This is a genomic window from Bradyrhizobium sp. OK095 (assembly GCF_900109945.1).
In the GTDB taxonomy this organism is placed as follows: domain Bacteria; phylum Pseudomonadota; class Alphaproteobacteria; order Rhizobiales; family Xanthobacteraceae; genus Bradyrhizobium.
The window spans coordinates 87,570-110,968 of record NZ_FOBX01000014.1 but is presented as its reverse complement, the minus strand read 5'-3'; the positions used below and the strand labels follow the sequence as shown (position 1 = coordinate 110,968).

24 protein-coding genes are annotated in these 23,399 nt (G+C 64.3%); 6 read left to right on the top strand and 18 right to left on the bottom strand.

The features are described 5' to 3' along the window. Positions 1-3: 3 nt before the first annotated feature. The 10 genes from flgG to motA all read right to left on the bottom strand — a co-directional run bounded on the left by flgG (position 4) and on the right by motA (position 6,760). Positions 4-792 carry a flagellar basal-body rod protein FlgG gene (gene flgG / locus BMW89_RS30315; RefSeq protein WP_092032734.1) on the bottom strand — a complete coding sequence of 263 codons (789 nt, stop codon included), beginning with the start codon at positions 790-792 and terminating at the stop codon, positions 4-6. Positions 793-809: 17 nt separating this feature from the next. Continuing rightward, the gene (gene fliE / locus BMW89_RS30310; protein ID WP_092032731.1) at positions 810-1,139 is read right to left on the bottom strand and encodes a flagellar hook-basal body complex protein FliE; all 330 of its coding nucleotides are present in this window, start codon (positions 1,137-1,139) and stop codon (positions 810-812) included. A 2-nt stretch (positions 1,140-1,141) separates the two neighbouring features. Beyond that, the gene (gene flgC, locus BMW89_RS30305) at positions 1,142-1,558 is read right to left on the bottom strand and encodes a flagellar basal body rod protein FlgC (RefSeq protein WP_092032728.1); all 417 of its coding nucleotides are present in this window, start codon (positions 1,556-1,558) and stop codon (positions 1,142-1,144) included. A gap of 11 nt (positions 1,559-1,569) precedes the next feature. After that, a complete protein-coding gene (gene flgB, locus BMW89_RS30300) occupies positions 1,570-1,971 on the bottom strand; it encodes a flagellar basal body rod protein FlgB (RefSeq protein WP_092032725.1) in 402 nt (133 codons plus the stop codon). Between the two features lie 64 nt (positions 1,972-2,035). Further along, entirely contained in the window at positions 2,036-3,121 is a 1,086-nt protein-coding gene (flhB, locus tag BMW89_RS30295; protein ID WP_092032721.1) for a flagellar biosynthesis protein FlhB, read from the bottom strand. 13 nt (positions 3,122-3,134) lie between these two features. Next, positions 3,135-4,175 carry a flagellar motor switch protein FliG gene (locus BMW89_RS30290; RefSeq protein WP_092032717.1) on the bottom strand — a complete coding sequence of 347 codons (1,041 nt, stop codon included), beginning with the start codon at positions 4,173-4,175 and terminating at the stop codon, positions 3,135-3,137. Between the two features lie 2 nt (positions 4,176-4,177). Continuing rightward, entirely contained in the window at positions 4,178-4,552 is a 375-nt protein-coding gene (gene fliN, locus BMW89_RS30285) for a flagellar motor switch protein FliN (protein ID WP_092032712.1), read from the bottom strand. A gap of 75 nt (positions 4,553-4,627) precedes the next feature. Further along, positions 4,628-4,942: a hypothetical protein gene (locus BMW89_RS30280; RefSeq protein WP_092032708.1), complete on the bottom strand. Its 315-nt coding sequence runs from the start codon at positions 4,940-4,942 to the stop codon at positions 4,628-4,630. Next, positions 4,923-5,861, bottom strand: coding sequence for a flagellar motor switch protein FliM (locus BMW89_RS30275; RefSeq protein WP_502686408.1), 939 nt, complete (start codon positions 5,859-5,861; stop codon positions 4,923-4,925). The genes BMW89_RS30280 and BMW89_RS30275 overlap by 20 nt, the downstream gene beginning before the upstream one ends. A 2-nt stretch (positions 5,862-5,863) precedes the next feature. Beyond that, positions 5,864-6,760 carry a flagellar motor stator protein MotA gene (gene motA / locus BMW89_RS30270; protein WP_177196429.1) on the bottom strand — a complete coding sequence of 299 codons (897 nt, stop codon included), beginning with the start codon at positions 6,758-6,760 and terminating at the stop codon, positions 5,864-5,866. Positions 6,761-6,902: 142 nt separating this feature from the next. Between motA and BMW89_RS30265 the strand changes: the two genes are divergently transcribed. From BMW89_RS30265 to BMW89_RS30230, 6 genes are all read left to right on the top strand, one after another. Further along, positions 6,903-7,691 (top strand): DUF1217 domain-containing protein, encoded by a 789-nt coding sequence (locus tag BMW89_RS30265; protein ID WP_177196428.1) that lies wholly within the window; start codon positions 6,903-6,905, stop codon positions 7,689-7,691. A gap of 3 nt (positions 7,692-7,694) precedes the next feature. Further along, positions 7,695-8,423, top strand: a complete 729-nt coding sequence (gene flgF / locus BMW89_RS30260) for a flagellar basal-body rod protein FlgF (RefSeq protein ID WP_092032696.1) — start codon at positions 7,695-7,697, stop codon at positions 8,421-8,423. Between the two features lie 53 nt (positions 8,424-8,476). Further along, a complete protein-coding gene (fliI, locus tag BMW89_RS30255; RefSeq protein WP_092032691.1) occupies positions 8,477-9,802 on the top strand; it encodes a flagellar protein export ATPase FliI in 1,326 nt (441 codons plus the stop codon). A gap of 855 nt (positions 9,803-10,657) precedes the next feature. Further along, entirely contained in the window at positions 10,658-11,305 is a 648-nt protein-coding gene (locus BMW89_RS30250; RefSeq protein ID WP_092032687.1) for a MarR family winged helix-turn-helix transcriptional regulator, read from the top strand. A 1,086-nt stretch (positions 11,306-12,391) separates the two neighbouring features. After that, positions 12,392-13,456, top strand: coding sequence for a ketopantoate reductase family protein (locus tag BMW89_RS30235; RefSeq protein ID WP_092032683.1), 1,065 nt, complete (start codon positions 12,392-12,394; stop codon positions 13,454-13,456). Positions 13,457-13,609: 153 nt separating this feature from the next. Beyond that, on the top strand, positions 13,610-15,124 hold the full coding sequence (locus BMW89_RS30230) for a helicase HerA domain-containing protein (RefSeq protein WP_092033095.1): 1,515 nt from the start codon (positions 13,610-13,612) through the stop codon (positions 15,122-15,124). A 28-nt stretch (positions 15,125-15,152) separates the two neighbouring features. Here BMW89_RS30230 and BMW89_RS30225 read toward each other — a convergent pair whose 3' ends face one another. The 8 genes from BMW89_RS30225 to BMW89_RS30190 form a co-directional block, all read right to left on the bottom strand. Continuing rightward, positions 15,153-16,214 (bottom strand): HoxN/HupN/NixA family nickel/cobalt transporter, encoded by a 1,062-nt coding sequence (locus BMW89_RS30225; RefSeq protein WP_092032679.1) that lies wholly within the window; start codon positions 16,212-16,214, stop codon positions 15,153-15,155. Positions 16,215-16,445: 231 nt separating this feature from the next. Continuing rightward, positions 16,446-17,186: an ABC transporter ATP-binding protein gene (locus tag BMW89_RS30220; protein ID WP_092032675.1), complete on the bottom strand. Its 741-nt coding sequence runs from the start codon at positions 17,184-17,186 to the stop codon at positions 16,446-16,448. Then, positions 17,183-18,028, bottom strand: coding sequence for an ABC transporter ATP-binding protein (locus BMW89_RS30215; RefSeq protein WP_177196427.1), 846 nt, complete (start codon positions 18,026-18,028; stop codon positions 17,183-17,185). The genes BMW89_RS30220 and BMW89_RS30215 overlap by 4 nt, the downstream gene beginning before the upstream one ends. Continuing rightward, complete coding sequence (locus BMW89_RS30210) at positions 18,028-19,851, bottom strand: ABC transporter permease (protein WP_092033091.1); 1,824 nt, start codon at positions 19,849-19,851, stop codon at positions 18,028-18,030. Before BMW89_RS30210 ends, BMW89_RS30215 begins: the two co-directional genes overlap by 1 nt. 4 nt (positions 19,852-19,855) lie before the next feature. Further along, positions 19,856-21,013: an ABC transporter substrate-binding protein gene (locus BMW89_RS30205; protein WP_092033087.1), complete on the bottom strand. Its 1,158-nt coding sequence runs from the start codon at positions 21,011-21,013 to the stop codon at positions 19,856-19,858. A 61-nt stretch (positions 21,014-21,074) separates the two neighbouring features. Further along, positions 21,075-21,653, bottom strand: coding sequence for an alkylhydroperoxidase domain protein (locus tag BMW89_RS30200; RefSeq protein ID WP_092032667.1), 579 nt, complete (start codon positions 21,651-21,653; stop codon positions 21,075-21,077). Between the two features lie 14 nt (positions 21,654-21,667). Continuing rightward, entirely contained in the window at positions 21,668-22,267 is a 600-nt protein-coding gene (locus BMW89_RS30195) for a CMD domain protein (RefSeq protein WP_177196426.1), read from the bottom strand. Positions 22,268-22,299: 32 nt separating this feature from the next. Then, positions 22,300-23,334: a putative FMN-dependent luciferase-like monooxygenase gene (locus BMW89_RS30190; RefSeq protein ID WP_092032659.1), complete on the bottom strand. Its 1,035-nt coding sequence runs from the start codon at positions 23,332-23,334 to the stop codon at positions 22,300-22,302. Positions 23,335-23,399 lie beyond the last annotated feature (65 nt).

Genomic DNA, 23,399 nt, shown 5'->3' with positions numbered 1-23,399 from the left:
GAACTAGCGAAGGCCCTTCGACACGGTCGAGGCCATTTCATCCGAGGCTTGGATGACCTTGGCGTTCATCTCATAGGCGCGCTGCGCCGAGATCAACTCGGTGATTTCCTTGACCGGATCGACGTTCGAGGCTTCGAGGTATTGCTGATTGATCTTGCCGTAACCGGCATCGCCCGGCAGCCCGACGACCGGCGTGCCGGAAGCAGTGGTCTCACGATAGAGATTGCTGCCCAGCGGTTCGAGACCCGCTTCATTGGCGAAATTGGCGAGGTTGAGCTGGCCGATCTGCTGCGGGTTAACTACCGTATCCAGCTTGGCAAACACCTGTCCGGTCTGGTTGATCGTCACCTGCACCGTGTTCTGGGGCACCGTGATGGAGGGATCCAGCAGGTAGCCGTCCATCGTGACGAGCTGGCCGGTGGCATTGGTGTTGAACGAGCCAGCGCGGGTATATTGCACCTCGTTGTTGGGTCCCAACACCTGAAACCAGCCCCGACCGTTGATCGCCACGTCGTAGGGATTGCCGGTCTGCGTCAGCGCGCCCTGGATGTGCAGCTTGCGGATGGCCGCCGATTTGACGCCGAGACCGAGATTGGCGCCTTCCGGGATCGGCGAGGAGCCGTTGACGTTCGCGACGCCCTGCATTCGGTCCATCTGGTAGAACAGATCGGTGAATTCCGCGCGCGCCCGCTTGTACGAGGTCGTGTTGATGTTGGCGATATTGTTCGCGATGACTTCGATATTGGTCTGCTGGGCATTCATGCCCGTGGCCGCGATGGCGAGCGATTTCACAATGTCATTCCTTCAGATCAAATCGACATACGAACGACTTCTTGGTAGGCCTGCACGACCTTGTCGCGAACCGCGACCGCCGTCTGCAAGGCCTGCTCGGCCGACATCAGCGCCTCGACGACCTTCCGCGTCGATTCTTTGCCCTGCATCGCCGAGATCGACGCCGCCTCGCCCGCTTTCAGCGTGCCGATCGCGTCGGTCGTCACCTGCTTCATCACCGAATCGAATCCGACGTTATCGGTCGACTGGATCGCGGTCGGTGCCGCGGGTGAGATGGCCTGTGTTTCCGTGGCCCGGCTCGCCGCCTGGCCGGCAGAAATCGCCGTGGATGAAATCGCCTCAAGCATTGTCAGCTCCTCAGAAGGTCGATGGTCATGCCCAGCATCGACCTCACCTGTTTCACCACTTGGAGATTGGCTTCATAAGACCGGTTGACTTCCCGCATGTCCGCCATCTCGATCATCATGTTGACGTTCGGCATCTTGACGTAGCCGGCCTTGTCGGCGGCGGGGTGTCCCGGCTCGTATTCGACGCGGTACGGCGAGGTATCGACCCCGACCTCCTTGACCTTCGCGAGCTGCGCGCCGGAGGCACGGTCCAATGCGGCATCGAAGGTGATGGTCTTGCGCTGATACGGATCAGCACCGGCGGTTCGCCCGGTCGATGTCGCGTTGGCGAGGTTTTCGGAAACGATGCGCATGCGCGTCGACTGCGCTTCGAGCCCGGAGCTCGCAACTGTCAGGGAAGCGCTCAGTGAGTCCAGCATGTCAATTCACCTCAGGTCTTTGCGCTCGACAGGACCATGCGGTGGAACGATCGCACGATCGCCGCATTCATCGAGTAGTCGCGACTGACGTCGCTGCCCTTGATCATTTCCTGTTCGAGGCTGACGGAGTTGCCGGAGTGGACCACATCCCAGCTGTCCTTCTTGGCGGTCGCGCGCGTATCGGTCTCGGTCGCGGACAGCTGCATGTGCGACGGCGATGTCGTCGCAAGCCTGACCGGCATCGCGTCGAGCACTTTGTTGAACGGCTCGACATCGCGCGCCTTGAAGCCCGGCGTGTTGGCGTTGGCAACGTTGGTGGCAATGGTCGACTGGCGGAGTTCGAGGTAGCGCGCCTGCGACGATGCGAGTTCGAAGAGATAAAGCGGTCCCACAACAGCCCCATTCTGGTCCATTCGAAAGAACCCTAGGGCGTTAAGCTTTCGTCAAGCTGTTGCGCGAAGCAGCATCCTCGAAAATCTACTGGACCTTCTCGGGTCGCGGCGCTTGCTTCGACTGGAGGAAGTAGATGATCTCGGCGACGGGCCGGAAGAACTCCGCCGGAATCACCTGATCGACCTGAACGGCCTCATAGAGTGCGCGCGCCAGCGCCTTGTTCTCGATCACCGGAATGCGGTTCTGCTCGGCCACTTCGCGGATCTTCAGTGCGATCACGTCCATGCCCTTGGCCACCACGAGCGGCGCAGGGTTTTCCTCGCGATTGTAACGCAGCGCGATGGCGAAGTGCGTCGGGTTCGCGATCACCAGCGTCGCACGCGCAGCCGAGGTGATCATCCGCTGCCGCGAGCGGTCGCGTGCCAGCGAGCGCAGGCGCGCCTTGATCACCGGATCGCCCTCGGCCTGCTTGTGCTCGTCCTTGATCTCCTGCTTGGTCATGCGCAGCTCGCGCCGCCAATGGAAGCGCGACCAGGCGAGATCGATCGCGACCAGGACGATGGTGGCGATGCAGATCGCCGAGACGATCCGCATCGCGATACTGAGAATCATCTCCGGCAGCGCGACCGGATCGGTGTACATCGCCTCGAACGCCTTCGCCTCTGACGAGCGCAGCACGACGACGACGACGACAGACACCGAGGCGAGCTTGAACAACGACTTGCCGAATTCGACGAGGCCCTGCGATCCGAACAGCCGGCTCCAGCCGCCGATGGGGGAGATTCGCGAAAGGTCCGGCATGATGCGTTCCAGCACCAGGCTCGGTGCGTTTTGCAGCAGCGAGGAGGCGAGGCCGAACACCGTAATGATGACGACCGGCGGAACCAGGAATCGTAACGCCTGGAGGCCCACCACATTGAGCAGGTTTTGCACGTCCGCGCCGTTGCTGAGTGGGAAGCCGCCGGGATCGTCGAGCAAGCTCGTCAGCGTCGGCGTCAATTGCAGCACGCCCGGGCCGATCAGAAACGACAGGATCACCAGCAGCGCAGCCAGCGACGCGAAAATGGAAGCCTCCCGAGAGACCGGGATTTGGCCCTGTTCGAGCGCATCGCGGACTTTCTTCTCGGTCGGCTCTTCTGTCTTGCTCTCCTGATCGGATTTGTCTGCCATGCCTGTTCAGCGGTCAGCGGAAGACCAGCTCATCCTCCTGGTCGGGGTTGAGCTCGATTTCACCCTTCTCGGCGAGGTCGAGTGCGAGGTCGGTGATGACGCGGCGCGCCTCCAGCACGTCGCGCTGGTTCGACGGCTCGCCGATCGCGAGTTCGTGCTCGACGACGCGGCGGACACGCGAGGCGACGGCGGACAGGATCAGCTCGCGGAAATGCTTGTCGGTGCCCTTCAGCGCGACGACGATGCGATCGGTCGGCACCTGGTCGAAGATCATGGTGCGCGCCTTCGGCGCCAGGTTGATCACGTCGTCGAAGGTAAACAACAGCTCCTTCAGCACTTCGGCCGACTTCGGCCGCTTCTCCGACAGGCTCTTCAGCATGTCCTCGATATGGCCGCGCTCCATCTTGTTGATGATGTCGGCGACGCGCGCGTAAGTATCGGCGCCGAGGTTACGGGCGAAGTTCAGTGTCAGGTCCTCGTGCAGCGTCTTTTCGAGGACCTTCATCGCGTCCTCGACGATCGGCTTGAGGCTGAGCACGCGCCGCATCAGTTCGTTGCGCAGGCTCGACGGCAACTGGCTCATCACCTTGGCGGCGCAGGACGGCTTGACCTTGGACAGGATCAGCGCCGCGGTCTGCGGATGCTCCTTGGAGAGGTAGGTCGCCAGCGAGTTCTCCGACACCGACGAGACGCGGTCCCACACCGACCGGCTCGAATTGCCGAGCAGGTCCGACATGATCGCCGAGACCTGGTCGGCCGGGAGCACGTCGCCGAGCACGGCTTCCAGGCCACCGATGGTGCCGAGGATGTTGGCGCCCATCGAGAATTGCTGGGCGAACTCCTCGACGATCGCCTCGAGTTCCTGCGCAGTGATCGGCCGCAGCTCCGCCGCGGCCTTGGTGACGATGCGGATATCCTGCGGCTCGAACTGCGAGAGCACGCTCGCAGCCGCCTGCCGACCCATGGCGAGCAGGAGTGCCGCGACCTTTTCCGTTCCACCCAGCGTGGCAACGCCTCGCTGCTTGATGGGAGCGATGCCGACCTGTGCCGCCATGGTCAGGTATCACCCTGCCCCAGCGGCCCGACGATCTCCGTAAGCGAGACGCCGAAGCGGGAATTGTCCTCTTCCACGACGACCACCTCGCCGCGGGCGACGATGCGGCCGTTGACGACGACGTCGACGGGTTCGCCAACCCGGTGATCGAGCGGAACCACCGCGCCGCGGCCGAGCTTCATCAGGTTCGCAACCGGGATGGTCGCCGAACCGAGCACCACTTGCATGGTGACGGGAATGCGCAGGATCGCGTCGACATTGGCGAACTTTCCGGTCTCTTCCGCCGTGCGCGCGGCGATCTCCGCCAGCCGCTCCAGCGGAGATGCCTCGGCCTCTCCCGATGCAGATGCAGAATCATATTCGAAGGGTTGCGCCATTTGGTATCGCCTCTTGGTATTTCCGCTCCCGGAACGCCGCGGCGCTCCGATCGTAATTGTTCTGCCGGTTCGGCTTTAATGCTTGTTCACGTCGGCGCCGCCTGCGGTGGCAGCGGATGCGAGCCCGCTTCTGGCATCGAGCGCCGCGATCGCCTCGTGAGCCTGATCGATCTTGGTGTTGAGCACATTGGCGAGCCGCCCCAGATTTGCAGTGGAATCATGCGCGGCGGTGATGACCGTATCGAAGGCGCCGGCGGTCTCGTGGACGATGGTCGAGAACTCGCCCTGGTAGCTGCGCAAGCGCGCCAGCTCGCGGTGCATCCGGGTCACCCGCATGCTGGTGAAGGCGAGCGCGATCAGCAGGACGGCATCAACGAGATAGGATATCATCGACGAACTCCCGTTTCTGATCGACGGGATCTGCCACCTGCATGGCGTAATAGCCATCAAGCTGGCCGATCTGACACCAGAACAGCACCTGGTTGTTGCTTTCAAGACGAGCCAGCGTGCGCGGCGTGGCTTCGAGCTCGAGCACCTGCCCGACCTGGAACTTCACGACATCGCCGAGAGTCACCATCTTCTCGTCGAGCACTGCGCTCAACGTCACCTCGGTCCGGTGGACCTCGCTCTCCATCTGCTCGCGCCAGCGCGGATCTGACGCGCGGCCGTCGCTGACGACGACATGGGCGAGCTTCTGGCGCAGCGGATTGAGCGCGGAGTGCGGGACGATGAGGAACATCTGGCCGCCGCGGAACAACGCCTGCAACATGATGTTCGCGCAGATCGACATGTTGCCGCCACGCCCGATCGCCAGCGAGGCCATCGCGGTCTCGACCCGCTCGACACGGAAGGTGACGTTGGACGTCCCGGCGAAAGCGGCCTGCAGCGCCTTGGCGAACCGTTCGAACAGCGCCTGGACCAGGCGGATCTCGATGTTCGAGAAGGTGCGCTCGACGTCGAGCGGTGGTTCGGCGCCGTCGGAGCCGAACATCGCCTCAACCATGGTGAACACGAAATCGCGGTCGAGCATGATGATGACGCGGGAGTCCCACTGCTCGGCATAGAGCACGGCGGCGACCGCGTTACTCTCGTAGTCCTTGATGATGTCGCCGACGCGGTCATTGGTGATGCCGTTGACCGAGAAGTAGCAGGGCGTTCCGGCCATCGGCTGGAGGCTATCGGTGCAGGACGCCGCCATGCGATCGAAGATCACATTGAGCATCGGCATGCGCTCGATCGAGATACCCGCTGCATCGAGCAGGTAGTTCGGCAGTTGCTTGCGCTGATCGACCTCGACGTCTTCCATCATCGTCATGCGCGGGCAGCTTTCGGTTCAGCGTCGGTCACGACGGCCTTGGGACCGGCGATCGTCTCGTTCTCGACGACGTCGATCGAGGGACGCTCATTGCTCGAGATCATCTTGCGACCGTGTTCGACCGCGATCTGCGGCATGGCACCGTTCATGAAGGCCAGCAGCGTCTGCTTGACGATGATGTAGGGCCGGCACTTCTTCTCGCGAGTCATCTTGATCTTGATCGCGAAGGGCGAAATGATGCCGTAGGACAGGAAGATGCCGGCGAAGGTGCCGACCAGGGCCGCGCCGATGAAGCCGCCGAGCAGCTTCGGCGACTGGTCGAGCGCACCCATCGCCTTGATGACACCGAGCACCGCTGCGACGATGCCGAGCGCCGGCAGCGCCTCGGACACCGTCACCAGCGAATGGTAGGGCGCCAGCTTGCTCTTCACGATGGTGTGGATCTCTTCGTCCATCAGCGCTTCGATCTCGTGCGTGCGTGCGTTGCCCATGATGATGAGACGGACATAATCGCAGATGAACTGGAGCAGCGACGGGTCACCGAGCACACTCGGAAACGCCTTGAATATCTCGGATGACGAGGGATCGTCGATATGCGCCTCAACCTCGTTGCGGCCCTTGCCCCTGAGCTCGCGCATCAGGGCATGCAGAGCCCCGAGCAGGTCGAGATAATAGCGCTGTCCCGGCACCGCGCCGGTGATAGCCTGCATGCAGGCAAGCCCGGAGTCGACGACCGTCTTCCACGGATTGGCCACGAGGAAGGTGCCGACCGCAGTGCCCAGGATGATCACGAATTCCCACGGCTGCATGAGCACGGCCAGATGCCCGCCCATAGCGGCAAACCCGCCAAGCAGCGCCGCGACCGTGATGAAAATCCCCACGAAACTGAGCAACGCGCCACTCCATCGCCGATCCCACCGGGAATCTTTAATCGGCGAGCCTTGCGCGAAGCTGGCTTCCCGATCGCCAGCCTCACGCAAGCAATTCGCTGCAGCTTGGGACGGCGTCGCAATGGCGGCAAGAGGGGCACGAGTCATGCTATCCACGATCGCGGACTACACCAGATTGACCAAGGATCTGGGCAAGTCGATGACGCAGGTCGCGACGCAGCCGGATGTCAGCCGCGATACCGATTACTTCCTCAGCCATATCGGCAACGTGAAGACGATCGACGACTTCCTGAAGGATTATCGCCTCTATTCCTATGCCATGAAGGCCTATGGCCTCAGCGACATGACCTACGCCAAGGCGTTCATGCGCAAGGTGCTGACCGAGGGGGTCTCGGACACGAACGCCTTCGCCAACAAGCTCTCCGACACCCGTTACCGGGAATTCGCCACCGCCTTCAATTTCGCCGCCAACGGCGACCAGGCGACCTCGACCACCGCAGCCACGACCGGCACGGCGACCCAATACGTCACGCAGACGATGGAGCAGAACGCCGGCGACCAGAACGAGGGCCTGCGGCTCGCGCTCTATTTCACCCGCAAGGCCTCCACGATCACGAGCCCCTTTCAGATTCTCGCCGACCAGGCGCTGACCCAGGTGGTCCAGACCGCAATGGGCTGGCCGTCGACGATCAGCTCGTCTGACATCGATGCCCAGGCCAAGATGATCACGAACAAGATCGACCTCACCGACTTCCAGGACCCGGCCAAGGTCACCAAATTCGTGCAGCGCTTCGCGGCGATGTGGGATGCGACCCAGGCCCAGAGCGACACCTCGACCAATCCCGCGCTGGTGCTGATCGCCGGCGCGTCGACGTCGGTCAGCCTGGATACCAACATGCTCACGACGCTTCAGAACATCCGATTCAACAGGTAAATCATGCAATCGGCACTCTATGTCGGCTTGTCGGCGCAGATCGCGCTCGAGAAGCGCCTCCAGACGATCGCCAACAACGTCGCCAACGTCAACACGGCGGCATTCCGCACCGACGTCGTGAAATTCGAGACCGTGCTCTCCAAGGCCGGCGCGAACCCGGTCGCCTTCTCCTCGCCCGGCGATAACATCATCTCGCGCGAGCAGGGCAGCATCACCGAGAGCGGCAACCCGCTCGACGTCGCCGTGGTCGGACAGGGCTGGATGGCCTTCGCCGGCCCGAACGGCACGGTCTATACCCGCGATGGCCGCCTCCAGCTCGCCGCCAACGGCGATCTCCAGACCGTGTCCGGCTTCCCCGTCGTCGATGCCGGCGGCGCGCAGATCACGCTCGACCCGAACGGCGGGCCGGTTGCGATCTCGCGCAGCGGCGCGATCACCCAGGACAACAACGAGATCGGCACCATCGGCCTGTTCAACATTCCAGCTGACGCCAATCTCGATCGCTACGGCAATTCCGGCGTGACGCCGGACCGGCCTGCGACCGCCATCGCCGATTTCTCCCGCGACGGCTTCAAGCAGGGCTATGTCGAGGGCTCCGGCGCCAATCCGATGATGGAATTGACGAAGCTGATCGCGGCTTCGCGCGCCTTCGACGGCACCAATTCGATGATCGAGGGCACCGAGAGCTCGCTCCAGAATGCAATCCGGACGCTGGGCGAGCCCGGCAAGTAGGCTTGGGTCAAGTAAGATTTGCGCCTCGCGCGCATTGAAGGTGGACGGTTTCCTTGAACGCTCTTCGGCAACTTGAGTGGGCGCTGCTGGAGCTTCAGCAGAGCACTCCCCTGGCCAGCGTCAGCGGCGCGATCTCCGAGATCGCGCCGACGCATTTCCGTGTCTCCGGCCTGTCGCGCTTCGTCAGGCTCGGTGAACTCATCGGCGTCAACACCGGCGGCAAGCCGCAGATCGGCGAGGTGATACGGATCGACAGCGACGGCATCATCGCCAAGCCGTTCGACCGGGTGTTCTCGGGTGGCCTCGGATCTGTCGCCTACCGGATGCCGCCACTGTCGTTCGCGCCCGATCCGAGCTGGAAGGGCCGCGTCATCAACGCACTCGGGGCCCCGCTGGACGGGCAGGGTCCTCTCACACCGGGATCGCGGGCGGTCTCGGCGGAGGCCGAGGCACCGGCGGCGATGAAGCGCGCGCGCGTTCACAAGCCGCTGCGCACCGGCGTGCGCGTCATCGACCTGTTCGCCCCGATCTGCGCGGGCCAGCGCGTCGGCATTTTTGCCGGCTCCGGCGTCGGCAAATCGACGCTGCTCGCAATGCTCGCCCGCAGCCAGGGCTTTGACACCGTCGTGCTGGCCCTGGTCGGCGAGCGCGGCCGCGAGGTGCGCGAATTCATCGAGGACGTGCTGGGCCCCGACCGTCATCGTGCCGTCACCATCGTATCGACGGGAGACGAAAGCCCGATGATGCGGCGGCTGGCGCCGAAGACAGCCATGGCTGTCGCCGAATATTTCCGCGACCGGGGCGAATCGGTCCTGCTCATGGTCGATTCGATCACCCGCTTCGCCCACGCGGCCCGCGAGGTCGCCCTTGCCGCGGGCGAGCCCGCGGTCGCGCGCGGCTACGCTCCGACGGTCTTCACCGACCTGCCGCGCCTGCTGGAGCGCGCCGGCCCGGGCGAAGAGGGATCCGGGACGATCACCGGGATTTTCTCCGTGCTGGTCGACGGCGACGATCACAACGAGCCGATCGCCGACACTATCCGCAGCACACTCGATGGGCACATCGTGCTGTCCAGGCACATCGCCGACCAGGCACGCTATCCGGCCGTGGACGTTCTGGCCTCGGTCTCCCGCCTCGCCCACAACGTCTGGGACCCCGAGGAGCGCGAACTGGTGAGCAAGCTGCGCACCATGATGGCCAAATACGAGGACACACGGGACCTTCGCCTGATGGGCGGATACCAGCAGGGGCGTGATTCGGGCCTCGACCAGGCGGTCGACATGGTTCCGAGAATCTACAACGCGATGCGGCAAGACACCTCGGCTCCGCCGAGCGCCGAGCCGTTCCGCGAGCTGCGGGACATGCTCAGGGGCGAGTAGCAGGTCAGACCGCACGCAATGCGCGTCCTCGGTCTCGCCCTGCTCATTGTTTCGACAGCCGATCGTGCATGCCGTCGTGCGTCCGGCGCATGCATAGGCGTCGCCACCACCGCTTTCCGTCGCGAGCCGCCAACCGTTCGGATGAGACATCGGACGATCGCGACGAAAGCGACCGAACGGACGATTCCGCGACCGCGGCCATGACAACCGCCGCGTGCATTCTGTACGAGTTCCCCTGGCGATTCTCCGACACCACGCACAAGTTGTGGATGACTCATTGATGCGGAACACCTTTGTCCTGCACAAGCATCGATCAACTGCATCAACGACAGACAGCAACATGCCGTGCAATCAAACCGTCGCATAGTTGCGTGCATGTTGCTTGCAACACAGCGTATTGCGTTCACTATCATGTGTCCCAAACAGCGCGATTGTCTTGAACTTTACATTCGCCTGCAACGACATCGGGACTGCGAGAGTGTCTCTACTTGATTTTGTTGAGAAGCTCATTCATCGTTTCGACGGAATATAAGAAACGTCTGCTTGTGACTTGAACTTCAGGGGCTGCGGTTGAACACCTCCGATCTATCGTCCGCCAGTGACGGCAACTTGGACTTTCGTTCGACCACGCCACGATTGGCATACCATCAGCAACACAGCTTCTCGCGCCGTACCCTGCAGTGCCCGTTAGTCCAAGTCGGGCGCCGGGCCGTCCGCGCTTTCGCGCGGGAGCAAGGCGCGGCGTACGTGTCGGACGTTGCTGGGCATACGGCCTCTCGCGAAGGATTCGTGCACGACGGCGGAAGGCGGCTCCGGGGCGCCGCAGACGAGATTCCCGGGGCAAGGTAGGAATTTATGCCGTTGGCACGCGAGGCAGTCGAGCTGCTTGTTCAGGCGGCCAGAGCCTGGTATTTCGAGGGCAACCAGAACGGGTTGCGCGATCGGGAGTGGATGGCGCTGCGCTTTCTCGGCCGCGCCAACAGGTTTTCGCGCACGCCGTCCGCGCTCGCCGGCTTCATCGGCGCCACAAGGGCAACTGCATCGCAGATCGTGAAGACGCTCGAGAGCAAGTCCTTCCTGGTGCGGAAGCCGTCGCATGAGGACAAGCGCTCGGTCGTACTCCACGTCACCGCCCAGGGCGAAAAATGCCTGAGCCAGCACGACCCGATCAACCACGTGGTGAACGCGGTCACGGCGCTCGGGACCGACGAGTGTGTCAAGCTGCGCGACTCGCTGCGGGAGATCCTCAATCACCTCGACGCGGCCCATCAGCGGCTCGACGCCAGCATTTGCCGCGACTGCATGTTTCTGGCCGAACGCGGCCCCGGCATCGGCCCGGCCGCCGGAAAGGGACGCGCGGCCGCCGAGTTCATGTGCCGGCTGTATCGCGCCCCTGTTTCCCTCGAGGAGACGGAACTGCTTTGCACCAGTTTCGAGCGCACCCGCGACCGCCCGAAGATCGAAGGGCATCTCGACCGCGCGCGTGTGGCGAGCCAGGGATGAAGCAGGGACAAGGTAACGGGCTCCGCAGCCTGACCGCGCAAGCAACTTCCGCACGGATGCCGCGGCCGAAGCTTGCGTAAAATTTCGCGGCGATATCATTCTTTGAAACGCATCCGGCCGATTATCGCACCTTGGGGCGGATGATAGAGGGTTCGCGGCTTCCACCGTCGTCATTGCAATTCTCCAACGTGTATTTCGAATCACAGACGCACCTTCGCGGCCTCGCGGCGCATTCCGCCCGAGCTTTGCTTCATCGCTTTACCCTCTTGCCAAGAGGGCGCAGGGAAGGCCGGGTGCCGGCTGGCACCCGAAGGTCCGCTGTGCGCGGGTATCGCAAAAGAGATGCACAGCGGCAGACAGGTGAAGCCCAACACACGGCCTTCCCTGCGCAGTGGTTGGACGGCTTATGCCGTGCTCTCCCGGGAGCCGAGTTCCTTCTGGCCTCCCTCGCCTTCGCGAAATTCGCCGACAGCGCGCCGGTTGACGCGCATGCCGCCTCCGCAAAGGCTTGGCCGTAGCAACGACGGCCAGGACCACACGGTTTTGCCGTACGCGCGGCTCGCCATTTCGCCGCAGTTTTTCCAGCCCTGTCGACGGAGCCAGAAACTTACAGACGAGACAAACCTGACAGCGCCGCTCATCCGCACGAAGTCTCGGGCTCACGGAGAGCAATCCGCCCTGCCCTTGGCCTCTCGTGCCGACGCTGCCGCGTCCACCGCAACCCGGCTCTCGACAGTGACGACACAAGATCGCCCCTCTTGGTGAGCCGGGATGGCCGACACATACGACAAATCCGAATTTCGGTAAAGTGGAATATATTTGCGCAAGCGGATTGACAGAGCCGCAGCTGTTTTGCCCGTCGGGCAAAGCAAGGTCCTGTCGTCCGGATGAGCAAGCGACATCCGGGATCTCTGCGGGCGGATTCCCGGGTGTCGCTGCGCTCAATCGGGCTACAGGCCTCCGGCCCCGGCCTTGTATGCATTATCCCAGTTGCCATCCCCACACGCTTCGCCTTACATGCCGCCAACCCGCCCTCGGGCCGCGGCCGGGGCGCAAAAATCACACAACATTTCCAGGGGACGGAACATGGCGCGTAACATATTGATTCTAGGGGCTTCCTACGGCTCCCTGCTGGGCACGAAGCTGCTGATGGCGGGGCACAACGTGACCCTGGTCTGCCGCGCCAAGACCGCCGAGCTGATCAATCGCGACGGGACCGAGGTGCGCATCAAATTGCGCGACGAGGCGGTGCACCGCGCAATCTTCTCGCGCGACCTTCCCGGCAAGCTCGACGCCGTGACGCCGGCCAATGTCGACCTGTCGCGCTACGACATGGTCGGCCTTGCGATGCAGGAGCCGCAATACACCAACCACACGGTGCGCGTTCTCATGGTCAGGATCGCCGCGGCGAAGCTGCCGTGTCTGTCGATCATGAACATGCCGCCATTGCCTTATCTCAAGCGCATCCCGGCGCTGGCCGACATGGATCTCGAGGAGGCCTACACCAATGCGCAGGTGTGGGAGCGCTTCGAGCCGGGCCTCGTGACGCTGTGCTCGCCCGACCCGCAGGCCTTCCGTCCGCCGGAAGAAGCCGCGAACGTGCTGCATGTCGGCCTGCCCACCAACTTCAAGGCATCGGTCTTCGCCGACGACAAGCACAACAAGGTGCTGCGCGAGCTCGAAGCCGATATCGACGCGGTGACGCTCGACGGCAAGGACGTGCCGGTGAAGCTGAAAGTGTTCTCGTCCCTGTTCGTGCCGCTGGCGAAATGGTCGATGCTGCTCACCGGCAATTACCGCTGTATCACGCCGCACGAGCCGCAATCGATCCGCGACGCCGTGCATGGCGACCTCGCACGCTCGCAGACGATCTACGACCATGTCGACGCGATCGCCCGCCGGCTCGGCGCCGACCCTGAGGATCAGGTGCCGTTCGCGAAATATGCCAAGGCCGCCGAGAGCCTGCTCAAGCCGTCATCGGCCGCGCGCGCGGTCGCCAGCGGCGCGCCCTTCATCGAGCGCGTCGACCTCCTGGTGAAGCTGATCTCGCATCAGCTCGGCGTGCCCAATCCCGAGATCGACCGCACGGTCGAGACCGTGGACCTGAAGCTGAACGAGAAGATCGTGCAGGGCGGCTCGGGCGCGCAATAGCGGCGGTGCCATCTGAACGCTAATCCCACCGAAGTTCCCCGGTGATGCTGAACTCCGCCGTGGGCAACACGGCATGATTCGGCCCATGCCGCTCGACGTGCCCCGGCCGGATTGATAAGCCCCAGTCCGCGAATGATGGGACTTGAGTCGGGCATGACGGTTGCAATCGAGATGGGGCAGACCACGGCGGGCGCCGTGGCCGGCATGGACCTCGAGGAACTGCTGGCGACCCGTCTCCTGGTGCAGGGCAATTCGGGTTCCGGCAAGTCGCATCTGCTGCGGCGGCTGCTGGAACAGAGCGCGCCCTGGGTGCAGCAGGCCATCATCGACCCCGAAGGCGATTTCGTCACGCTGGCCGAGCGTTTCGGCCATCTGGTGATCGAGGCCGAGGATCACACCGAGCGCGGCCTTCAGGTCGCCGGCGAGCGCGCCCGGCTGCATCGCGTCTCCACCGTGCTCAATCTCGAAGGGCTGGACGCCGAGAACCAGATGCGGCGCGCCGCGGCCTTCCTCGGCGGACTGTTCGATGTGGATCGGGATCATTGGTATCCGATGCTGGTCGTCGTCGACGAGGCGCAGTTGTTCGCGCCGGCCGTGGCTGGCGAAGTCTCGGACGAAGCGCGAAAACTCTCGCTCAGTGCGATGACCAATCTGATGTGCCGCGGCCGCAAGCGCGGGCTTGCCGGCGTCATCGCGACGCAACGTTTGGCAAAGCTCGCCAAGAACGTCGCGGCGGAAGCCTCGAACTTCCTGATGGGCCGCACCTTCCTCGACATCGACATGGCACGCGCCGCTGATCTGCTCGGCATGGAGCGGCGGCAGGCCGAAGCCTTTCGCGATCTCGAGCGCGGACAGTTCATGGCGCTGGGACCGGCGCTGTCGCGACGCCCATTGCGCTTGAACATCGGCCCGACCGACACCAGCCCGCGCAATTCGACGCCGCGGCTGATGCCGATGCCGGAAGCCGCACTTGAGGATATGCGCGCCGTGATCCTGGCCGCGCCGCCGCCTGATGCCAGCCGACCGCAGCGCCGTCCGGCGCCTGATTTGCTCGAACAGCTCCGCGCCGCGAAGGCCGCTGCCACGCCGGAGATCCGGCCCGAAGTGATCGAGATGCCGGTCAGCGCCGAAGAGCTCGCCGAGCGGCGCGAGCGCGTCGATCGCACCCTTCGCGCCGTGCTCGCCGCGCCCGATGCCGGTTTCCGCGCCATCGGCGTGCTCTACCAGGAATTCGTGGTCCGCTGCCGCATCGAGGGTCTCGGCGCGGCTGTGCCCGACCTCGGCGAATTCCGCCGCATGCTGACGCATGCGCGCGCAGGCCTCGGCACGGATATCGCCGAAGACGATGCCTGGCAGGAGGTGACGCTGCGCGCCTCGATCCTGCCCGACGACATGCAGGGCGTGTTCATGATGATCGCGCGCGCCGCCAAGGAAGGCTGGCCCTGCCCCGGCGATGCCGCGATCGCCCGCGCCTATGGCTCGCATTCGCTGCGCCGCGCCCAGCGCCTGCTCGGCTACATGGAGGAGCAGGGCCTGATCGTCGTCCAGCTCGACGGCGGCGGGCGCAGGTTCGTGACGCTGGTGGAATTGGCCTGGGCGACGGCACCGGGCGACCCCAATGGCGATGACAAGCCGGCAGAGCCGGCGCAGAGCGCGGCTTCGGCCTGATCAGACGGTTTCAGAGCGCGCTCCCTGCTCACGCCGACTTGGCCGCATCTGCGCATTCGAGGACGTTCGGCGCGGCGAACATGCGGCGATAGAGCACGACCGAGACGAGCCAGGCGACCGCGAACAGCGCGATCACGGCGAAGCCGACATTCGCAAGCGATTCGTTGAGGCCGTCGACCAGCGTCCACACGCCGCCCGTGAGGCCGAGCCGGTCGGCGATCAGACCGAGCGCCTCGATGCCGCCGATGAACAGCGCGACCGCAACGGAGGCCCCTGTGATGGTGAGGTTGTACCAGAGCTTGCGCATGGGATCGACGAAGGCCCAGCGATAGGCGCTCACCATCAGCGCCGAGTCCGCAGTGTCGACCAGTGCCATGCCTGCTGCGAACAAGGCGGGGAAGATGAGAACGTCGGCGAGCGAGGCGCCGCGCGCGGCTTCGCTCGCGGAAATGCTGAGCAGGCCGACCTCGGTTGCGGTGTCGAAGCCGAGGCCGAACAGGAAGCCGAGCGGATACATATGCCAGGGCTTTGTCACCAGGCGGAACATCGGACCGAGCAGCCGCGCCAGGACGCCACGATTGGCGAGCAGCTTGTCGAGGCCTTCGGCATCGTGAACGCCCTGCTCGCGCGCCGCGCGGAAGGTCCGCCACAGGCCCGCGAAGATCACAAGGTTGATCGCTGCGATCACCAGCAGGAACAGCGCCGACACCGACGTGCCGATGAAGCCGCCGATCTCCCTGAGCAGGCTGTCGCCGCCAAGGCCGACCACGCCGAGCGCCAACAGCATGGTCGCGACCACGACGATGGTGGAATGGCCGAGCGCGAAATAGAGGCCGACGCTGCGCGGCGCACCGCCCGCCTGCATCAGCTTGCGCACGACGTTGTCGATCGCGGCGATGTGGTCGGCATCGACGGCATGGCGAAGGCCAAACACCCAGGCAAGCAGCGCGGTCGCCATGATTGTCGGCCGGTCGCCGAACGCCGCGAAGGCCCAGGCCCATGCAGCGATGTTGGCGGCGAGAAGCCCACCGAACAGCAGCACCAATCCGGGCTCGACCGCCCGCAAGGACCATCTCGTCACGACAATCATTCCGTCCGCTGCACGCCCCATCGCGGCAGCGGTATGATATTTTCATAGAATGATCACACGAGCCAGTGCAATTCCGGCGAGCCGCTTTGCAGTCATGCTTGCGGCCGTCCTTCGAGACGCCCGCTTCCGCGGGCCCTCAGGATGAGGTCTTGTTTCGCGGCGATATGCCAGACCCTCATGGTGAGGAGCCCGCCAACGGCGGGCGTCTCGAACCATAAGGCTGAGATCAAGCTACGCCGCCTCGGAGCCGCCGAGATAGGCATCCCGCACGCGCGGGTCGTCCTTCAGCGCCCGCGCGGGACCTGACAGCACGATCTTGCCGGTCTGCAGCACATAGGCCTCGTGCGCGATCTCGAGCGCAAGGCTGGCGTTCTGCTCGACCATGAACACCGAGACACCCTCTTGGTTGATGGTGCGGATCAGCTCCAGCACGCGATCGACATAGAGCGGCGACAGGCCCATGGTCGGCTCGTCCATCACGATCATCCTGGGACGGCTCATCAGCGCACGCGCCATCGCCACCATCTGCTGCTCGCCGCCGGAGAGCGAGCCGGCCCGCTGCGACAGCCGCTGGCCGAGCTTTGGAAACAGCGTGAGCATCTTGTCGAGATCCTGCGCCACCGCGTCGCGGTCGTTGCGCACGAAGGCGCCCATCAGGATGTTTTCGCGGACGCTCATGTCGGCGAACAGCCGCCGTGCCTCCGGCACCGAGGCGATGCCGCGGCGGACGATCTGCGGCGTGGTCAGATCGATCAGCGAGGCGCCATCGAAGGTCACGTCACCCGAGCGTGGTTTCACGAGGCCCAAAATGATCTTCATCGTCGTCGACTTGCCGCTGGCATTGCCGCCGAGCAGGCAGACGATGTGCCCACGCGCGACCGTGATCGAGAGATCAAAATGCACCTGGGCCTGACCGTAGAAGGTGTTGACATCAGACAGCGTCAGCAGCGGTTCGGGTGCGCTCGTCGTCATGCCGCGCTCTCCTGCTCCGCCGCTCCCGACAGACCGTGGCCGAGATAAGCCTCGATGACCTTGGGATCGCCACGCACCTGTTCACCCGGACCTTCCGCGATCTTTTTGCCCTCGTCCATAACGATGACGCGGTTGGAGAGACGCATCACCATCTCCAGCTTGTGCTCGATCAGGAGGATCGTCAGCCCTTCCGCCTTCAACTCGGCGACGAGGCCCTGCATCTCCGCGGTTTCGGTCGGGTTCATGCCGGCGGTCGGCTCGTCCAGCAGCAGCAGGCGCGGCCTCAAGGCGAGCGCACGCGCGATCTCGACACGGCGGCGGTTGGCGTAGGACAGGCTATAGGCGGGCTGGTCGATCCGCGGCAGCAGCCGCTCGCCGAAGCGGGCGAGGATGGCCTTCACCTCTTCACGCAGCCGCTCCTCCTCGTCCCTGACGCTCGAAGGGCGCAGCAACGCCAGTCCCAGTTCGAGCAGTGGGCCGATCACCGGCACCGCCGGCTTCACGGCGCGCAGCCGCGTATGCGCGCCGATCAGGACGTTGTCCATGACGCTGAGATTGCCGAACACGCGACCGAGCTGGAAGGTGCGCGCGATACCCTGGCCTGCCAGCCGCTCCGGCGAGAGACCCGTGATGTCCTGCCCTTCGAAGCTGACATTCCCGGCATCGGGACGATCGAGCCCGGTCACGAGATTGAACAGCGTCGTCTTGCCGGCGCCGTTCGGGCCGATGATGCTGATCAGCTCGCCCTTGGCGAGATCGAGATCGATGGCGTCCACTGCAGTGAGGCCGCCGAAGCGGCGCGTCAGCCCGCGCAGCGACAGCATGATGTGCTGCTCCGCCATCACATCGTCCCCAGCAGGCCCTGCGGCCTGAACCGCACCAGCAGCAGCAGCACGATGCCGTAGATCAGGATGCGATACTCCGCCGCGATCCTGAAGACTTCGGGCAGGCCGACCAGCGCGACCGCTCCGACGATGGCCCCGACGACATTGCCGAGGCCGCCGAGGATGACGACCGTCAGCGCCAAAATGGATTGCTGCGTGTTGAAGGTCTCGTGGTTGATGTAGGAATAGAGATGCGCGGCGATGCCGCCGCTGATGCCGGCCGCGAAGCCGCCGAAGATGAAGGCCAGCGATTTGTAGCGGTTCAGGCTGAGGCCGTAGGCGCGCGCGGCAATGTCGTCGTCGCGGATAGCGCGAAAGCTGCGGCCGAGATGCGAGCCGAGCAGGCGCGCCTGCAACAGCGCCAGCACGACCATCACGATAAAGCTGAACCAGTAGATCGATGTCGGGCTGACCAACTCATAGCCAAACAGCGACAGCGGCGGGATACCTGAAATACCAATGGGGCCGCGCGTAACGCTTTCCCAGTTCAAAATCACCAGCGACACGATCTCGCCAATCGCGAGCGTCGCGATCGACACATAGTGTCCGCGCAGGCGGAACGACGGCGAGATCAGCGCGGTGCCGAGCGCCGCGCTCATCAGGCCGCCGCCGATGATGGCGAGGCCGACGGGAATAGCAAAGGTTAGTGACAGCAGCGCGGAGGTATAGGCACCGATCGCCAGCAGCGCCGCATGTCCGAGCGAGACCTGCCCGATGGTGCCGGCAACCAGCGTGAGGCTGAGCGCGAGCATGCCGAGCAGCCAGGCATTGATGAGCGTCTGGAGAACGTAGAAGGACACGGGGAAGAACGGCAGGATCGCGAAGATCGCAGCCGCGACCAGCAACGCCCAACGCGGGATACGCACGGGACGGCTCGGCGCAATGAAAGTGCCTGTGAGCGGCTCGGGAGGGGCCTGCCTGGCGCTTGCGAACAGGCCGTTCGGACGCAGCACCAGCACGACGACCAACAGCAGGAACGCGAACAGATTGCGGTAGCTGGTGCCGAACACGGCGACGCCGTAGCTCTCGACCAATCCGAGCAGCAGGCTGCCGATCACCGCGCCGGGCACATTACCGGCACCGCCGACGACTTCGGCGACGACACCTTTGAGCGTCGCCTGAAGGCTCATCGCGGTGTCGATCTGGTTGTAGTACATGCCGACCAGCAGCCCGGAGACGCCACCGAGCGCAGCCGCGATGCCGAACACGGCTTGATTGACGCGGTTGACGTCGACGCCCATCTGCATCGCGGCGTCGCGGTCCTGCGCGGTGGCGCGGATGGCCCAGCCGAGCTTGCTGTAGCGCAGGAACACGAACAGCAACAATGCGCTGGTGAGGCCAACGCCGGCGATGAGCAGATCGAGCGGACCGATGGTGCCGCCACCGACCTGGAAGCGGACATCAGGCAGCTGGCTCGGCAGCGCGCGCGGGTTGGGCGAGAAGGTCAGCATCACCAGCTGATCGAGCACGAAGCTGATGCCGATGGTCGCGAGCAGCGGCGCGATGCGCACCGAGTTCTGCAGCGGACGCAGGCCGAACCGTTCGATAATCAACCCGACCAGCGCCGAGGCTGCCGCAACGATGATGATCGTCAGGGGGAGCGGCGTATGCAGCTGCACCACCGCGACCCAGCCGATATAGGCCCCAACGAGGTAGATCGACCCTTGCGCAAAGTTGATCAGCCGGCTGACGCCAAAGATCAGCGCGAGCCCGACAGCAACGAGGGCGTAGACATTGCCGACGATCAGCCCGTTGATCGTGTAGTCGAGCCAGGAAGACATCATGTCAGGTCGGCTTGCCGTCCCAGAGCGCGAACTGGCCCTTGCGCACGACGAGCTCAGCGTTCATGGCGCCCTTGACGCGGCGGCTCGCGACGTCGAACGTCGCGGCGCCGAAGATCACGCTCGGGACATCCTTTACTTTCATGAAGGCGTCGCGGACGGCACGGCGATCGGTGCCGCCGATCTTGACCACGGCGGCCGCCATGTTCATCGCGTCATAGGCGTAGGCGTTGAAAGCATCGGGCTCCAGCCCATTGTACTTCTTCTTGAAGCCCGCGATGAATTTCTGCACCTCGGGCCGCGGGTCTTCCGGGAAGTAGCGCGTGCCGACGTGGACGTCCTCGACAGCCTCGCCGCCAAGCTCCAGGAATTTTGGCGAGTAGACCGAGCTTGCCGCGCAGATCACCTGCTTGAGCCCGACCTGGCGCGCCTGACGCGCGATCAGCGCGCCGTCGGAATAGTAGGAGATCAGGATCAGCCCGTCCGGATTGGCGTCACGCACGCGCACCAGCGTGGAACGGAAGTCGCGCTCCTCGGCGATATAGCCTTCGGTGATCGCGATCTCCGCGCCATATTCCTTCGCGGCGTTGACGAAATAATCGCGGCTGGTGCGGCCCCAATCGGTGTTGAGATGCAGCACCGCGAGCTTCTTCAGGCCAAGCTTCTTCACGGCATAGGCCGCCAGCAGCGGCTGTTCGTCGGCCTGGCTGACCGACGTGCTCCACATGAAGTCACCGCCCTTGGTGAAATCAGGATGCGAATTGGTGAAGCCGAACTGCACGAGGCCCGCACGCTGATAGATCGGGGAGGCCGCCATCGAGGCGGGACTGGAGAAGTCGCCGAGCTCCAGCACGATGCGGGGATCGGAGACGAATTTCTGCGCGATCGCCACCGACTGGCGGGGGTCGCTCTGGCTGTCTTCAAAACTGTAGGCGAGCTTGCGGCCGTTGATACCGCCACCGGCCAGGATGTCGTCGAGCGCGAGATCGAAGCCCTGCTTCCATTGCGTGCCATATTGGGCATTCGGCCCCGTGAGGGGACCGCTGACGCCGAGCAGGATCGGCTCGGAGGTGTCAGCGAAGGCAGCACGCGAGAGTGCTGTTCCCGCTATTGCGGCGGCAAGCGAGCCCTTGACCAGGGTACGGCGATCGATGTTGCTCATGAAAGGCTCCATCCACTCAGGTGTTGAAACAAAGCAGCAATTCTTGTGCCGATGAGATTGCCTATTTCGAGGGCTCGCCGAGCGACAGCATCAGCCGGTTCGCCCAGTTGAAGAACGAGGCGCCGTTGATGACGTCGACGATCTCGGAATCGTCGAGACCGGCACGGCGCAGCTCCGCGATATTGTCGGGACCGAACGCGACCGGCGTCGCGGCCAGTGCCACCGAGGCCTTGACCACGGCGTTCCAGCGCTCGCCGAGATCGGCCTTGACCCCCTCGTCGAGCAGCCGCTGCACGTCGTCGCGGCGCTTGGAATAGGTGCTGGCGAAACGCGCATGCACCGAGGCGCAATAGATGCAGCCATTGTAGCGCGAGGTCGCGGCGGCCGCGAGCTCACGCTCAGCGCGCGGCAGGCCGTCGGCGACGTTGTAGAAGATGTCCTTGTCGGTCTTGGTGCGGGCTTCCAGCACCTCGGGATCGCGCACCAGCAGGCGGAAATATTCCGACTTGGCACGCGAGCGATCGACGAGGCCGGCGAAATGCCGCTCGGTCAGCTCGGTCTCGGGCAGCGGCTCGATCCACGACACCCAGCCGAGCTCATCCTGGGTGAAAACGACGGGCGGATTGACGGCGGCGCTCATGATGCAGCCTCCTCTTATGCGTTCACGGCGGCGAGCGTGCGCAAGCCGCTGACGACCCGCACCTGAAACGACAGGAACGCGACGAGTTGGGAGAATGTGACGATGCCGGTGTTCGACCAGCCGGCGGCAAGCAGCGTCTTCATATCGGTCGATGCCGCATCGCGCGGCCGGAACACCAGCAGATGCGCATGCTCGAGCGCCGCGACGAGCCGGGCGCCGAGAGCGGATCTGCGCTCCGCACTGACGCGAAAAATAAGACCGGCCGTGTTCTCGACCGACAGCGGACCGGCGGGAAAGGAGCCATACGGACCCGAGGTCTTGCCCCGCGCGATCTCAACCTCAATCGCCTCGGCCAGACGTGCGCCATCCGCAGTCGCCGCAAGCTTCTCGCGATAGAAGACGGCAACGGGCGACTCGCCATGAAGCCCGGTCACGAAGGCCGCGACCGCGGCGCGTTCGAGCAGCGAAAAATCGCCGGCGTCGATCGGCTCGAACAGTGAGAGATAGCTCTTCTGCGCGCTCTCGCGCGCTTGCAGGCGCTTTGCGCGAATGGCGTCCAGAGCCGATCCCGGCTTGATTCCAACAAGCGTGTCGATGATGTCAGGCGTACTCATCATAAGGCCTCGTACAATCTATAAAATCCCGATCAGCCCGCCAGGGCCACTTCGGGCGCTGTCTTGGTCCAGCCCAGCGCCGGCGCGACCTTGTCCGCGACGAGCTCGATCGAGCGCAGGACGTAAGGGTGCGGCGCATCGACCGAATGGACCTGGAAGACCAGATCAGTCACCCGATCGAGCGTGGCATCCGTGCGCAGCGAGGCAACGACCTCGTCAGCGCCGCCGACATGGGTGTCGAAGGACTTGATCATCTCCTCCAGCGTCTCGCCGGGAGGAAGGTGACCGCCCTTCATGAATTGCGGCAGCGCGCGGCGCAACCCGATGTCTGCGAGACGCATCGCCTCACGATGATCGTCGGCAACGAACACGCTGCGCGACGCCATGATCCGCGGTTCAGCGCCTGGCGGCAGCGCTTCGAGATAGGCGTCGATGATCGGGTTCTGGATCTCGGCGAGCGTGGCCCTTGGCGCGTCCTTGGCCCGCGGCTGGGTGCGCGAGAGCAAGAGGCCATCGCCAGCCTTGCCGGCGCGCGCGCCGCCCGTCACCGAGAATGTCGCCTGCCAGATGCGCTTGTCCAATTGCGGCCGCTGCGGATAGAGCGTGTCGCCACCGTCGAGCGGCTTGCCGGTCAGCGCCGCGCGGACGACCTCCAGATTGCGGGCAAAGATCTCATTGCGCTGGGTGCCGTCGAGGCCGAAGGCGGCAAAGGCCGACGGGTTGCCGCCGGTGCCGACGCCGAGCTCGAAGCGGCCGTCGCAGAGGAGATCGAGCACCGCGGCGTCTTCCGCGACCCGCACCGCATTCTCGAGCGGCAGCGTGACGATGCCAGTACCGAGGCGGATGCGCGAGGTTTGGGCTGCGACATAACCGAGGAACGTGAAGGGCGACGGCAGGCCACCCTCACGCTCGTGAAAATGATGCTGCGCAATCCACGCGGAATCGAGGCCGGCCTTCTCGGCGCGGACGATCTGCTCGGCCGCGAAGCGATATCGCTCGGCGGCCGGGGCTTCATCAAGAAGCCGCGTGAAAAACCCCAGGCGTTTCAGGTTTGCAAAGCGTTTCATACGACCCCTGTCGGGCGAGGATTGCCATGGCGGCGATGATGTCGGTTGCTTGAGCCCGACACAAG